The sequence below is a fragment of the Leclercia sp. EC_58 genome (genome assembly GCF_019584355.1).
GTDB lineage: Bacteria > Pseudomonadota > Gammaproteobacteria > Enterobacterales > Enterobacteriaceae > Enterobacter.
Genome location: NZ_VDAM01000001.1, coordinates 3,923,801 through 3,938,021 on the forward strand (window position 1 = coordinate 3,923,801; position 14,221 = coordinate 3,938,021).

The 14,221-nt window shown below is 53.7% G+C and carries 14 protein-coding genes; 9 read left to right on the forward strand and 5 right to left on the reverse strand.

The features are described 5' to 3' along the window. Nucleotides 1–35: 35 nt before the first annotated feature. From FHC51_RS19205 to FHC51_RS19220, 4 genes are read left to right on the forward strand one after another with little or no spacing between them, the layout of a single operon-like run. Nucleotides 36–950, forward strand: a complete 915-nt coding sequence (locus FHC51_RS19205) for a branched-chain amino acid ABC transporter permease LivH (protein ID WP_114317066.1) — start codon at nucleotides 36–38, stop codon at nucleotides 948–950. A gap of 10 nt (nucleotides 951–960) precedes the next feature. Then, nucleotides 961–2,262 (forward strand): high-affinity branched-chain amino acid ABC transporter permease LivM, encoded by a 1,302-nt coding sequence (gene livM, locus FHC51_RS19210; protein WP_220436358.1) that lies wholly within the window; start codon nucleotides 961–963, stop codon nucleotides 2,260–2,262. Continuing rightward, nucleotides 2,259–3,134: an ATP-binding cassette domain-containing protein gene (locus FHC51_RS19215; RefSeq protein WP_220436359.1), complete on the forward strand. Its 876-nt coding sequence runs from the start codon at nucleotides 2,259–2,261 to the stop codon at nucleotides 3,132–3,134. The genes livM and FHC51_RS19215 overlap by 4 nt, the downstream gene beginning before the upstream one ends. Further along, nucleotides 3,131–3,847: an ABC transporter ATP-binding protein gene (locus FHC51_RS19220; protein WP_114314580.1), complete on the forward strand. Its 717-nt coding sequence runs from the start codon at nucleotides 3,131–3,133 to the stop codon at nucleotides 3,845–3,847. Before FHC51_RS19215 ends, FHC51_RS19220 begins: the two co-directional genes overlap by 4 nt. A gap of 38 nt (nucleotides 3,848–3,885) precedes the next feature. On the opposite strand, the gene FHC51_RS19225 is transcribed toward FHC51_RS19220, so the two are convergent. The 4 genes from FHC51_RS19225 to FHC51_RS19240 all read right to left on the reverse strand — a co-directional run bounded on the left by FHC51_RS19225 (nucleotide 3,886) and on the right by FHC51_RS19240 (nucleotide 7,487). Beyond that, entirely contained in the window at nucleotides 3,886–5,457 is a 1,572-nt protein-coding gene (locus tag FHC51_RS19225; RefSeq protein ID WP_220436360.1) for a sulfatase-like hydrolase/transferase, read from the reverse strand. A gap of 272 nt (nucleotides 5,458–5,729) precedes the next feature. Further along, nucleotides 5,730–6,011, reverse strand: a complete 282-nt coding sequence (locus FHC51_RS19230; RefSeq protein WP_103822426.1) for a heavy-metal-associated domain-containing protein — start codon at nucleotides 6,009–6,011, stop codon at nucleotides 5,730–5,732. Then, on the reverse strand, nucleotides 6,008–6,364 hold the full coding sequence (locus FHC51_RS19235) for a mercuric transporter MerT family protein (RefSeq protein ID WP_220436361.1): 357 nt from the start codon (nucleotides 6,362–6,364) through the stop codon (nucleotides 6,008–6,010). The genes FHC51_RS19230 and FHC51_RS19235 overlap by 4 nt, the downstream gene beginning before the upstream one ends. Continuing rightward, nucleotides 6,342–7,487: a transglutaminase-like domain-containing protein gene (locus FHC51_RS19240; RefSeq protein WP_220436362.1), complete on the reverse strand. Its 1,146-nt coding sequence runs from the start codon at nucleotides 7,485–7,487 to the stop codon at nucleotides 6,342–6,344. The genes FHC51_RS19235 and FHC51_RS19240 overlap by 23 nt, the downstream gene beginning before the upstream one ends. A 530-nt stretch (nucleotides 7,488–8,017) precedes the next feature. Here FHC51_RS19240 and FHC51_RS19245 point away from each other — a divergent pair. The 4 genes from FHC51_RS19245 to FHC51_RS19260 all read left to right on the forward strand — a co-directional run bounded on the left by FHC51_RS19245 (nucleotide 8,018) and on the right by FHC51_RS19260 (nucleotide 12,490). After that, nucleotides 8,018–9,001, forward strand: a complete 984-nt coding sequence (locus FHC51_RS19245) for an autoinducer 2 ABC transporter substrate-binding protein (RefSeq protein ID WP_220436363.1) — start codon at nucleotides 8,018–8,020, stop codon at nucleotides 8,999–9,001. 72 nt (nucleotides 9,002–9,073) lie between these two features. Continuing rightward, nucleotides 9,074–10,555 (forward strand): sugar ABC transporter ATP-binding protein, encoded by a 1,482-nt coding sequence (locus FHC51_RS19250; RefSeq protein ID WP_220436364.1) that lies wholly within the window; start codon nucleotides 9,074–9,076, stop codon nucleotides 10,553–10,555. Continuing rightward, the gene (locus FHC51_RS19255; RefSeq protein WP_114314574.1) at nucleotides 10,548–11,528 is read left to right on the forward strand and encodes an ABC transporter permease; all 981 of its coding nucleotides are present in this window, start codon (nucleotides 10,548–10,550) and stop codon (nucleotides 11,526–11,528) included. Before FHC51_RS19250 ends, FHC51_RS19255 begins: the two co-directional genes overlap by 8 nt. Next, on the forward strand, nucleotides 11,525–12,490 hold the full coding sequence (locus tag FHC51_RS19260) for an ABC transporter permease (RefSeq protein ID WP_220436365.1): 966 nt from the start codon (nucleotides 11,525–11,527) through the stop codon (nucleotides 12,488–12,490). Before FHC51_RS19255 ends, FHC51_RS19260 begins: the two co-directional genes overlap by 4 nt. Before the next feature lie 6 nt (nucleotides 12,491–12,496). Here the strand turns inward: FHC51_RS19260 and FHC51_RS19265 are convergent, their stop codons facing one another. Continuing rightward, nucleotides 12,497–12,679: a hypothetical protein gene (locus FHC51_RS19265; RefSeq protein ID WP_156239190.1), complete on the reverse strand. Its 183-nt coding sequence runs from the start codon at nucleotides 12,677–12,679 to the stop codon at nucleotides 12,497–12,499. A gap of 448 nt (nucleotides 12,680–13,127) precedes the next feature. On the opposite strand from FHC51_RS19265, the gene FHC51_RS19270 reads away from it, so the two are divergent. After that, nucleotides 13,128–13,697, forward strand: coding sequence for a GNAT family N-acetyltransferase (locus FHC51_RS19270; protein WP_220436366.1), 570 nt, complete (start codon nucleotides 13,128–13,130; stop codon nucleotides 13,695–13,697). The last annotated feature ends 524 nt before the right edge of the window (nucleotides 13,698–14,221 follow it).

A 14,221-nucleotide genomic window follows, 5' to 3' on the forward strand; every position in this document is an offset into this window, starting at 1 on the left:
GCGCAACCTGCGGCCTGTAACACGAGCGCGCGATGATGGAAACTTTCTTTCTGCAGCAGCTAATCAATGGCTTAACGCTGGGGTCGGTCTACGGATTGATCGCCATCGGCTATACCATGGTCTACGGCATTATTGGCATGATTAACTTCGCCCACGGCGAAGTCTATATGATCTCCGCCTATCTCTGCGCCATCGGCCTGGCGCTCCTCTCCTTCTTCGGGCTGGAATCTTTTCCGCTGCTGATCCTCGGCACGCTGGTCTTCACCATCGTGGTAACGGGCGTCTATGGCTGGACCATCGAGCGGATCGCCTATAAACCGCTGCGTAACTCTACGCGCCTGGCCCCGCTGATCTCCGCCATCGGCATGTCGTTGATCCTGCAAAACTACGCTCAGCTCAGCCAGGGCCCACGCCAGCAAGGGGTGCCCACCATGCTCGATGGTGTGCTTCGCTTTCACATTGGCGAAGGCTTTGTGCAGATCACCTACACCAAAGTCTTCATTCTGATCGCCTCGTTTACCGGGATGCTGGTGCTGACCTGGATCATCAGCAACACCCGTCTAGGGCGGATGTGTCGCGCCGTGCAGCAGGATCGCAAGATGGCGTCGATTCTCGGCATCAATACCGACCGGATTATCTCCCTGGTGTTCGTGATTGGCGCGGCGATGGCCGGGCTGGCGGGCGTGCTGATCACCATGAACTACGGCACCTTTGATTTTTACGCCGGGTTTATCATCGGGATTAAAGCCTTTACCGCCGCCGTGCTCGGGGGGATCGGCTCCCTGCCTGGTGCCATGTTAGGGGGGTTAATCCTCGGCATCGCCGAGGCGCAGTTCTCGGGCATGGTCAACACCGATTATAAAGATGTCTTCTCCTTTGGGTTGCTGGTGGTGATCCTTATTTTCCGTCCTCAGGGACTGCTTGGCCGTCCCGTCGTGGCCAAAGTGTGAGAGAAACAACATGACGTCTCAGATCGTTTCACAGCCCGTTGCTCACGACGGCTTTTCACTCAAACGCTGCCTCCTCGACGCCATTTTTGCGGGCATGGTCGCGCTGATTATTTTCGGTCCGGTGGCGGGTGTGGTGCTGGATGGCTACAGCTTTAACTTCGAAGGGCGACGCCTGGCGTGGATCATCGCCACGGTAATGACAGGACGTTTTTTACTTAGCGCCTTTTTAATGACCGCGCCGGGCAGGCGTCTCTCCGCGCGTTTCGAGAGCGACAGCGCCGGGGTTTACGTGCGCCCGCCGGAGTACAAAAGCCGGATGCGCTGGATCCTGCCGCTCATTATCGCTCTGGCGGTCTGTTTTCCTTTCCTCGCCACCAAATACGTGCTGACGGTGGCGATCCTCGGCCTGATCTACGTCCTGCTCGGCCTCGGGCTGAACATCGTGGTCGGGCTCGCGGGGCTGTTGGATCTTGGCTACGTCGCCTTTTACGCCATCGGCGCCTACGGGCTGGCGCTGGGCTATCAGTATCTGGGGCTCGGCTTCTGGACCATGCTCCCCCTGGCGGCGCTCATGGCCGCTGCCGCAGGCGCCCTGCTCGGCTTCCCGGTGCTGCGGATGCATGGTGACTATCTGGCGATTGTGACTCTCGGCTTCGGGGAGATCATCCGTCTGGTGCTGAACAACTGGCTGACCTTTACCGGCGGGCCGAACGGCGTCTCCGCCCCACCCCCCACTTTTTTCGGGCTGGAGTTTGGTCGGCGGGCGAAAGAGGGCGGCGTCCCGTTCCACGAGTTTTTTAACCTGACCTTTAACCCCAATCTAAAGTTCATCTTCATCTACGCCGTGCTGCTACTGGTGGTGCTGCTGGTGCTCTACATCAAGCATCGCCTGACGCGGATGCCCATTGGCCGCGCCTGGGAAGCGCTGCGCGAAGACGAAATTGCCTGCCGTTCCATGGGCCTTAACCATGTGCTGGTGAAACTGTCGGCCTTTACCCTTGGGGCCTCTACCGCGGGGATCGCCGGGGTATTCTTCGCCACCTATCAGGGGTTCGTTAACCCCACCTCGTTCACCTTCTTTGAGTCGGCCCTGATCCTCGCCATCGTGGTGTTGGGCGGAATGGGTTCCACCGTCGGGGTGGTGCTGGCGGCCTTCGTGCTCACCGTGACACCGGAGCTATTGCGTACCTTCGCGGAGTACCGGGTGCTGCTGTTTGGCATCCTGATGGTGGTAATGATGATCTGGCGACCGCGCGGACTTATCCGCATCAACCGTACCGGCTTCGCGGTGCGAAAAGGAGTGGTGCCATGAACGGGACTATCCTGAGCGTGGAGCATCTGATGATGCATTTTGGCGGCATCAAGGCGCTAAACGACGTCAATCTGGAGGTGCAGCGCGGCTCTATCACCGCCCTGATCGGGCCAAACGGCGCGGGGAAAACTACGGTCTTCAACTGTCTGACCGGGTTTTATAAAGCCTCCGGCGGCAATATTCTGTTCAATACCCGCAGTAAAACCACCAACGTGATCCAGGTCCTCGGGCAGAAATTCCAGCCGGGAGACTGGATCAACCCGGCGCAGTTCGGCCAGCGTCTCTACTACAAGATGTTTGGCGGCACCCATCTGGTGAACCGGGCCGGGCTGGCGCGCACCTTCCAGAATATCCGCCTGTTCCGCGAGATGTCGGTGGTGGAGAACCTGCTGGTGGCCCAGCACATGCAGGTGAACCGCAACCTGCTGGCCGGGGTGCTGAATACCCCCGCCTACCGACGAGCGGAGAGCGACGCCCTGGATCGGGCCTTCTACTGGCTGGAGGTGGTGGATCTGGTGGATTGCGCCAACCGGCTGGCGGGCGAGATCTCCTACGGCCAGCAGCGGCGGCTCGAAATTGCCCGCGCCATGTGTACCGGCCCGGAGATGATCTGTCTTGATGAACCAGCCGCCGGGCTTAACCCGGTGGAGACCCACACGCTGAGTAACATCATCCGCTTCCTGCGCGATCGCCATGACATCACCGTCCTGCTGATCGAGCACGATATGGGCATGGTGATGGAGATTTCCGATCACATCATCGTCCTCGACCACGGGGATGTGATCGCCCAGGGTAAACCCGAACAGATCCAGCACGATGAAAAAGTCATTGCCGCCTATCTGGGCACCGATGAGTGCGAGGTCAGTGTATGAGTGAGGCGATGCTGGAGTTTCGTCAGGTGGATGTCTATTACGGGGTGATCCAGGCGCTAAAGCAGGTTTCATTGCAGGTGAATCCCGGCGAAACCGTAGCGCTGATCGGCGCTAACGGGGCGGGAAAATCGACCCTGCTGATGTCCATTTTCGGTCAGCCCCGGGTGCGCGACGGGCAAATTCTGTTTTGCGGCGAAGATATCAGCCATAAATCGACCCACTATGTCGCATCGGGCGGCATTGCGCAGGCCCCGGAAGGACGACGGATCTTTCCCGATATGACGGTCGAAGAGAATCTGCTGATGGGCACCATCCCCATTGGCAACCAGTATGCGGCCGGGGATCTGCAGAGCATGTTTGATCTCTTTCCGCGCCTGAAGGAGCGGCGCAAACAGCGGGCGATGACCATGTCCGGCGGCGAACAACAGATGCTGGCCATCGCCCGCGCCCTGATGAGCCGCCCCAAACTGTTACTGCTGGATGAGCCGAGCCTGGGTTTAGCGCCGATAGTGGTGAAGCAGATCTTCCAGACTCTGCGGGAGCTGGCGCGCAACGGGATGACCATTTTCCTGGTGGAGCAGAACGCGCACCATGCGCTGAAGCTCTCCGACCGGGGCTATGTGATGGTCAACGGACAGATCCGCCTGAGCGGCAGCGGCGAAGAGCTGCTCGGCAATCAGGAGGTCAGAAAGGCTTATCTGGGCGGTGTCTGAGCGGAAGCCCGCCAGTCAGGTCTCCCTGACTGGCGTTATCAATGAAGATCGTCAGGCAACTGCGCGTAATTCACTTTCTGCTGCTTAAAGTTGGTCACCGTGGGAGAGCCCACATCCTGCTCCGAGACAAAGGGGTATTTCGGGCTTAACTCTTTCGCCTCGATCCCGGTCCAGACGGAGAAGAAATCGAGAAAATCATTGGCGGAGCGGCGGGCTTTAATCAGGCGATGCTCTTTGTCATCGCTCGACATGATCATAAAGGGCACCTGATAGTTTTGCTGGAAGGCATCACCATGCCCCATATACTGCCCCCCGGTCAGACGGGATTTATAGGTCAGACCGTGATCGGAGAAATAGACCATCGAGAAGCTGTCGCCGCTATTTTGTAGCTGCTGATAAAGCTGTTTTAACAGGGTGTCGGTCTGGGTGATGCTGTAGATGTAGCAGGAGGTCTCTTTCGACTGCACAAATTCACCATATTTTCCCTGGGTGCGCTCGCAGGCCTGGGGATGTGAGCCCATCAAATGCAGGACGATCAGCTGCGTTTGGCTGTGCCGGGTAGAAAGCACCTGCTGCGTCATCTGTAATAAGGTTTCATCCCGGGGATTATTTTCATCTTCATAATAACCTTTGCGTAAAAACTGCACGTTATTCGCACGCTTCGCAATACTGGCGACAGCGGTATCGTTTTCACCAATTTGTCCCTGATTGGAGAACCACCAGGTCTGGAATCCGGCGCGGTTTGCCAGCGTGACGAAGTTATTCTGATACTCCGGATTTCCCCCGCTCACCCGGGCCATGGAGAGGCCCAGCGAGGTTTGGGTCGAGGCACTGGAGGAGACATAATCCGTGAACAACGTGCCCTTAACCGTGCTGGCAAAGGGGGTGTTATTCCACTGTCCGCCAAAAGCGCCTAAGGCATCCCGACGCGCACTTTCACCGATCACCACCACGTAGTTGTGGTAGCGGGGCTTCACCGCCAGCACGGTCCAGTTGTCCTTCAGTTTAGCCAGCTCCAGCATGTGCGCTTTTTCCTGCACCACTTCGTGGTTGTTGATCACCACGTCTTTCACGAAGCGGAACACCGGATAGCCCACATCCAGCAGGGTGAAGTTTCCCCAGTGGACCAGATTTTTCATCGGCGTCATAAAGAAACAGGCGACGCTGAAGGCCAGGCAGAGCATATCCACGCGGCGCCACGGCAGTTTTGGCGTACTTTTACGCCGGAGCGCCACCCCGCCCAGCGCCAGAATGATCAATGAGACCAGATAGCTGTGCCACGGGAATATTGTCAGGATCTCGACGGACTCACTGAAGTTGGTGGAGTGCAGCGCCAGCAGGGTATTAAAGTTCGGTGCGCCATAGGCCTGCTCAAAGGGGAAGTAGATGGCCGCCAGCAGGCTACACAGGGCAATAAACCCTTTCTGCACGCGAGGCGCGATCCGCCACAGGACAAAAAGCACACAGCTAAATGCCACGGAATACAGCAGGCTGAATGAATATCCAAACGAATAATTAATCAGTACGGATTGCAGGAAATAAAAAGCGGCCCATGGATTAAGGGAAACATCGCGCATCCAGAGGGTATATTTACTCGCGGTTATATTCATATTGACCGTAATCCACAATAAGCCGCAGCGAGGGAATAACCCAGCGCCATAAAAAGCGATACAGGGATAAAAATGGAGCAATTTATGGAGAAACTAATCCTAAGATAGAGCGCACGGGCAGGAAGGTCAACGTTTTGTAACGTAATATTTATCAAACTGAAGTAATATCATCATAATTTATCAATATTCGTGTGATAAGGCGCCTTTCCTGATATTTCAGAAAGGCGCCAGTACGACAACAATAATTAAGCCATAATACGTAATTATTATATTTACGGTTTTTCAATACGGTTCACGGTTGCCGTATATCCCGTTTTCGCCACCGCCTGTAATAATGTCTCGGTCGGGAAACCTTCCGGGACGATGACGTCGGTTTGGCGTGTCTTCAACGACGCTTTCGCTTTCACCACCCCTTCCGTTTCACGCAGGGCCTGGTTAACCGAAATGACGCACAGCGAACAGGTCATGCCCTGCACATCCAGCACCACTTTTTCATTCGCGGCCTGGGCAAACAGCGGAAGCAGCAGACAGGCGCTTATTAATAGTCGTTTCATTCCATCACCTCATAAATCCAGGCTACCACCGTGGGGTAGAACAGCACCAGCAGTAGTATCGGCAGCGAGAGCCAGAACAGCAGACGCATCTGCCCCAGGGTTAAACGCCCGGTACACCACAGCCTTTTAGAAAAATAGAGCCGCCAGAACACCCGCAGCATCAGCCCGAGGGAGAGCGCAATCATCGGCAGGCGCAGAAACTCAAACTGGCTGAGCCCGGCAAACCCCGCCGCTGAGATGCCAAAAAGCAGGTAGAGCAGCGGTCCGACGCAGCAGAGCCCGGCGGTAACGGCAGCCGCGGCTGCCGTCAGCAGGGTAAGGCCTGCCCCCTTAGCGTTGTTCAGTTGAGACATAGTGGTAAGTGAACACCTTTGGATCGTAAAAATTGATCGGATCGCCGTCCACCTCGGCATAGGGGTAGCCAAAGTTATTTACCGCCCCCTGCTCCGTCGCCGGGTACAGCTCGAAATCGCGCCCGTAGTTGAAGCCCACCCAGTTCATCTCCCAGTTGCCAAACAGGTAAGCATTCACCGCCTGCACATCGGGATCCTGATGGGCTTTTTTCTCCGCCAGGCGCATTTTGGTGACGTCCGCCGGGTCGCACGGCAGCCAGCCGTAACCGGCCAGATAAAACTCCGCCCGACAGTGCTGTCCGCCGCTGACGTCCGCCACCCCCGCGCTATCGGCCTTGCCGAAGGCGCTGGCGGAGTAGCGCTCCAGCTTGTTGGCTCTACCCAGACGAATACCGAACAGTTCCCGCGCCGGGATGCCGCTGGCGCGCGCCAGGGCAACAAACACCGAGCTGATGTCGGTGCATTTGCCGCTGAGCTTGCCGCTTTGCAGAATGGTCGCCACATCACCGGTGCCACAGCCGATAACGTCGTTATCGCGCTCCATATGGCTGCTGACCCATTCGTAAATGAGGCGCGCTTTCTTCAGTGGATCGGTTTCGCCGCCGGTAATTTTTTGCGCCGTTTCGCGCACCAGGCCATCAACCGGTGTGTGCGTTGTTGGCAGCAGGTATGGCTTCACCGCCAGCGGATAAATAATCTGTTCCGGTGCCTGCCAGTTTTTCAGCGCGTCATGTTTCAGTGGCTCCCAGTCCGCAGTTTCGATCTCAAGATCGAGCTGAAGCAGCAGATCGCCTTCACTTTTTGGCCAGGTTGCGAATAAAGTTTTCGCGCCATAAGTGTTGTTGGTGGTGACATAGGCCTGCTGATAGTTGCCGGTAAACGCCATGCCGGTCATCTGCTGAAAGGCAGTATCCACCGGGAGCGGGATCCACAGCTTAACGACGCCGCTGGAGCCCTGCGGTGGCGCCAGTTTATAGGTTTGCGACAAGACAAAGCGGCGGCGCATCACCGGAGCGGCAAGCGGAGCGTTGTTTTGCACTACCGTCTTGCTGGCAACGGCCGGGCCCACCAGGCCTGCGGCAGAAAGAAGAACGCTATTTTTAAGAAATTGTCGACGCTGCATGGCTATCTGTCCCTTGAAAATGAGTCTGGCGACGGCAAAACGGGCCGACAGCACAGAGGATCATCACAGCAGACAGGCGCTGGCGCGAAGCGATGGGATTTATTCATCAATAACAGACCTGTTAACTGTGAATGATAGAAATTTTGGAGACGGTATTAGGCGCTTTTCAGCGTCGGTTGTACAGGCTTGAGGTCAAAAAAAGCGGCAGTTTCCCTGAAACGCGCCATACCGTTGCTTCGCCCGGCGGATGGCGCAGGAAGCCTGATAAGTGACGTAAATCCCAAAACAGAGTATTGGCATAATAGTCCATGCGATGAGCCAGTAGTTCCATAACATTATAAATATGAAAACCCTACTGTTAATTCTTTAATCCAGCGGAGCTAACTCGCTATTTCCCCTGACTTTATCCGGGATAAAGTCTGCGAGGGAAGGATTATTATCACCTAATATTAAAAATGAACACGGGTAGGTCAAACAGCGAAACAACGTTATCACTATCATTTATTTTCACCACCATTCAGAGGTATGAGATGAGTAAAATGTGCTTAACAAAATTACTGTCGGCTGGTTTGCTCGGATTGATGGTATTTTCCACTTCCGCAATGGCGAAAGAAATTGAAGTGGTAAATATTTCAAAAATAGATGGCATGCCCTGGTTTAATCGTATGGGGGAAGGTGTCACCAAAGCCGGCAGTGACCTCGGTATTAAAGCCTCTCAGGTAGGCCCTTCCAGCACCGATGCCCCGCAGCAGGTGAAAATTATTGAGGACTTAATCGCGAAAAAAGTATCGGCGATCGGGATTGTCCCCAACGATGCCGATGTGCTCGAGCCGGTATTTAAAAAGGCGCGGGATGCTGGCATCGTGGTATTAACCAATGAATCTCCCGGGCAACCGAGCGCCAACTGGGACGTTGAAATTATTGATAACGAAAAATTTGCCGCCGATAACGTCGAAGAGATGGCCAAAGCCATGGGCGGTAAAGGAGGCTATGTTATTTATGTCGGCAGTCTGACCGTGCCGCAACATAACCTGTGGGCGGACTTGTTCGTCAAATATCAGAAAGAGCACTACCCGAATATGCATGAAGTCACCAGCCGTATGCCGGTGGCCGAGAATATCGACGATGCCCGCCGGACCACCATCGACCTGATGAAAGCTCACCCCGACCTGAAAGGGATTGTCTCCTTTGGCTCTCAGGGGCCAATTGGTGCGGGCCGCGCGGTAAAAGAGAAACGGGCGAAAGGCAAAGTGTTTGTTTACGGCATGATGATCCCCTCTCAGGCCGCTTCCCTGATTAAGAGCGGTGATATCGCCATGGGCATCACCTACGACCCGGCCTCTGCGGGTTACGCCATTACCGCCGTGGCCGACAAGGTTCTGAAGGGAGAAGAGATTACCCAGGGTCTTGAGATCCCTAACCTCGGTAAAGCGGATGTGGATACCGAAAAACGCATCATCAAATTCCACAAAGTCCTGCGCGTGACGAAAGAAAATATCGACAGCCTGTATTAATCCGTTGGTTCTGCACGCCCTGCTGCGATGGTCGCAATATGGGCGTGCTGGGTGAGCCCCTGAGAGGTAATAATGGAGCCGTTTATTTCACTGGGTCATATCAGCAAAACGTTCTACGGTGTGAAGGCGCTGGATAACATCGACCTGACGCTATTTCCCGGGGAGGTCCACTGTCTGGCCGGGCAGAACGGCTGCGGCAAATCGACGCTGATTAAAATTATTTCTGGCGTCTATAAACCCGATCCCGGCTTTCAGATCGTCATTGACGGTAAGCCCCGCTCCCACCTCTCCCCCATCGACTCGGTGAAAGCCGGGATTCAGGTTATTTATCAGGATCTCTCTCTGTTCCCGAATCTCACCGTGGCGGAAAACATCGCTATCCACCAGCATCACCATAACCTGCTGGTGAATAAGGGTGAGATCCATCGCATCGCCGCGCGCACCGTGAAAAGCATTGAGGCGGAGCTGGATCTGAATGCCAATGTGGAGTCCCTGCCCATTGCCCAGCGCCAGATTGTGGCGATCTGCCGGGCGCTGGCCCAGGAAGCCAGGCTGATTATTATGGATGAGCCCACCGCCTCCCTCACCATGCAGGAGGTAAAAGGACTGCTGCGGGTGATTGGCGATTTAAAGAAAAGGAACATTTGCGTCGTGTTTGTCAGCCACCGTCTGGATGAAGTGCTCTCTATTTCCGACCGTATCAGCGTGCTCAAAAATGGCGCCCTGGTTGGCACCTGGCCTGCCAGCGACATCAATAATAAAAAACTCGCTTTTCTGATGACCGGTAAAGAGTTTTCGTATGCGCTATTACCGCCGGTAGAAAAACTAGGCGACGTAGCGCTGAGCGTTAAGAACCTCACTAAGCAGCACCAATACACGAACATCTCATTTCAGGTGCATCAGGGTGAGATCCTCGCCATTACCGGATTACTCGGTGCGGGCAGAACAGAGCTTTGCCTGAGCCTGTTTGGGCTCACACAGCCTGATTCCGGGGAGATCGTGCTGGCAGGCAAAGCGGTGCGCTTCGCCAGCAACCGGGATGCGATCAATGCCGGGATTGGCTATGTCTCCGAAGACCGGATGAGCACCGGCCTGGTGATGGAACAGTCCATTAACGACAACATTATCTCTACCGTGCTGCGACGGCTTAAAACGCCCTTTAAATTGTTAGACAGAGCCAAAGCGGACCGCGTCGTTGCCGATTTAGTCGAGCAGCTGAGCATTAAAATTGGCAGCGTCAACCTGCCGGTCAATACCCTCTCCGGGGGCAATGCCCAGCGTGTGGCGATAGCCAAATGGCTGGCGATCAATCCCAGGGTGCTGATCCTCGACTCCCCCACCGTCGGGGTGGACATTGCCAATAAAGCGGGGATCTATCAAATCATCTCCGCCCTGTCGCGCCAGGGGATCGCGGTGCTGATGATCACCGATGAGATCGATGAAGCCTACTTCAATAGCCATCGTATTCTAGTCATGCGCAAGGGTGAGATCGTCGCGGAACTCCTCCCGGAAAAGACCTCGGAAGCCGCGCTGGCGGAGGTGGTTAATGGTTAATAAATTCGGGATCAAAACCCACGAGCTGTTTTTAGGCCTGACCATACTGGTGATTGGCGGCTACCTGTCGTTTGCCAGCAGCGACTTTCTGACGCTCGGCAATATCTACGATCTGATCAATAACTACGCCATGCTCACTATTCTGGCCTGCGGCTTGTTTATTGTGTTGATTTCCGGCGGGATCGATATCTCCTTTCCGGCCATGACCATCATTTCACAGTACGTAATGGTGACGCTGATTCAGGGTACCACCGGAAACTTTGCCCTCGCGTTTGCGCTGGCCGGGGGGCTGGGATTGCTGCTCGGGTTGATCAACGCCACGCTGGTCAACCGGCTCAACGTGCCCTCCATCATTATCACCATCTCAACCCTGAATATTTTTTACGGCCTGCTGCTCTACCTGACCAAAGGCGTCTGGCTCTACAGCTATCCTGAGTGGTTTGAAGAGGGAGTGATGCTGTTCAAATTCACCGCCGCAGATGGCTACGACTATGGCTTAAGCCTGCCGATCATCACCCTGCTGGCAGTGGTGGCGTTAACCGGCTTCATCATGAATAAAACCAGCGTCGGGCGGATGATTTATGCCATGGGCGGCAACCGGGAGGCGGCCTCCCGCATGGGATTTGGCATCTTTAAAATGCAGCTGTTTGTCTATGGCTACATGGGGCTGATGTCCGGGGTGGCTGGCGTGGTGCAATCCGCGACCGTCTTAACCGTTGCGCCCGACTCTCTGCTGGGCTACGAACTGACGGTACTCGCTGCCGTGGTGTTAGGCGGAACCAGTATCGTCGGCGGGCGCGGCACCTTACTCGGCACCCTGTTAGGGGTGATTTTACTCGCCGTGCTGCAGAACGGTCTTAACCTGTTAGGGATCTCTTCGTACTGGCATACGGTCGTTACCGGGGTGGTGATTGTCACCAGTATCAGCATGACGGCATGGAGTCAGCGTAAAGGTCAGGGAGTCATAGTATGAGCGCCAATAAAACCCAGGATCGCGTCGAGATTTACCTGAGCGTGTTAATCGCGGTGGTGGTGATCGCGTTCAGCTTCCTGATACCCTCGGTCTTCTGGTCAGCCGCTAACTTCCAGTCCATTGCCTCGCAAATGCCGATCCTCGGCGTGCTGGCCCTCGCAATGGCGGTGACGATCCTCACCGGGGGGATCAACCTGTCCATCATCGCCACCATGAACGCCTGCGGGCTGGTGATGGCCTGGGTCGCTACCCATTATCCTCCAACCTTCAGCAGCATGCTGCTGGTGATTGCCGCCGGGTTAGTCATGGCCCTGGCGATCGGTTCGGTGATTGGATTTTTGGTTGCCGTGGTGCGGGTCTCGCCGATTTTAGCCACCCTTGGGATCATGACTCTGCTGAAAGGCATAAATATCCTCATCTCCAAAGGTTCGGCGATCTCTAACTTCCCGGACTATATTCTGGTGATTAACAGCACCAATATTTTCGGCATCCCGCTGCCGCTGCTGGTTTTTCTGGCGGTGGTGGTCGTACTGTGGGTGATCCTCGAAAAATCCGCCTTCGGGCGCACCCTCTACCTGATCGGCTCTAACGAGCAGGCAACCCACTACTCCGGGATTAATACCCGTAAAACGCTTATCTGGGTCTATGTGCTCTCCTCGGTACTGTGCGTGATTGCCGCCCTGCTGATGATGTCGAAACTCAATTCAGCCAAGGCCTCTTACGGTGAATCTTATCTGCTGGTGTCGATTCTGGCGGCTGTACTGGGCGGGGTAAATCCGGACGGAGGCTTCGGTAAAGTCTTTGGCATGGTGATGGCGCTGATCCTGCTCCAGATGCTGGAAAGCGGCCTCAATATTCTGGGCGTGAGCAGCTACATAACCATGGCCCTGTGGGGCGGCTTGCTGTTAGCGTTTATCTTCCTGAAAGGGGCGCAGCTTTCGCGTCTGTTTGGTAAACCCTGATCGCCGCTAATTCTGCTCGCTGCGCCGGTTGGTGTGGTCGTCACTGCGCTGTTGGCCCTGATCATCATCCTGCTTATCATGGCGGATGGGATGGCCCTGGCTGTCATAGATGATATCGTCATCGCCCGCAGCCCAGGCGCATGATGCAGCGAATGTCACCAACGCGGTAATCAAGGTCAGTTTGTTCATTTTGAACCCCTCGCGAAGTTGTCGTTATTAGCGAGTACTACCTTTTTACAGAATAGTTATCCGTAACGCGAAGCTGGTCGTAAAGAAAGGTGATTAATTCCGGTGAATACGAGGAAAGTTTGAGAGGGCGCTGAATTTCAGGCACAAAAAAACTAGCATAAATTAGTAGTATAAGTTGTTCAGAGATGCTTCCTACCGTCATTCTCAAAATCCTCAAATGAGGGTATATATGATAACGCTTTATTTTAGCCCGTTAACCATACTGTACATGACGCAAGTGCAAGCCCCTAAAATCAACTCGCAAAAGTTAACCAAAGATTTACCGGCTCCCCTTGAATAAATTTATATCGATTTCTATCACGGCCATACTCTTCTCTCATAATGACCGCTAGCTTCTATATTAAGAACTTTTTATGATATGCCTGTTATTGTTCAGGAGGTTTTGCTAATGAATAGCAACTCAATGGTACCTAAAATCATGCAAGCAGAAAAAATTGTTGGTAAAACAATCACTTTAAGGAATGTGACCCCTAATGATGCTGAGTTTATTGTGCACCTAAGAACCGATCCAATGAAAAGCCGGTTTATCAGCTCAACATCCGATGATATTGAAAAACAAAGAGAATGGCTTAACTCGTACTTGGAAAGCAGTGGCCAAGCTTACTTTATAATTGAAGGACACAATGAAGTTAAATATGGGACTGTGCGAATGTATGAGCAAATCGGTGATTCGTTTTGTTGGGGTTCCTGGGTAATTTCAAAGGACTCTCCATCTCATTACGCTGTAGAATCTTCTTTACTTTTATACACTTACGCGTTGCACTTAGGGTTCGAAAAATCCCATTTTGATGTAAGAAAGGGTAATTCATCAGTTATAAAATTCCATGAACGATTTGGTGCAAAAAGGAAAGGGGAAACGGAACTCGACATCCTCTTTGAGATTACAAAAGATGCCATCGAATCTTCAATCAAGAAGTTCAGTAAGCACCTTCCTGATCACGTACAGATTATCGTATAAAAGATCTCCTTTTTGGAATAATGCCTCTTCATTTAGGTTCAGTTGATTGGTCACGTGGGGGTATAAGGATCTGAAGATTACAATCTACTTCTGAATTTTATGTATACCTTGCAGTCTCTTGCTCTGTCATCATTTTACGCTGGAAAAGAGGCTCTGGAGCTTTTTGTTATAGCTCATGAACTTAAGAAGTCACTCCAACAGATTGTAGTCACTTTAGGCATAGGGATGGCATGTAGGCCGGGTGGCGACTTAACTGAGAACGCTCATGTGAGAAGATCACTGTCATATCTAAGCATGATCAGTAAGTTGAGAAAATCTAAGAAGGCACACATATAAAATACCTTGTTCTCGATTTAATTCTCATTCAATGATTTGGAAACTAAGAGGAATTCAGATTTGACAAGACTCTTAGGGAAGGTGCGAACAAGTTCCTGATATGAGATCATCATATTCATCCGGAGCGCATCCCAGAGGGACATCATGAGCCATCAACTCACCTTCGCCGATAGTGAATTCAGCACTAA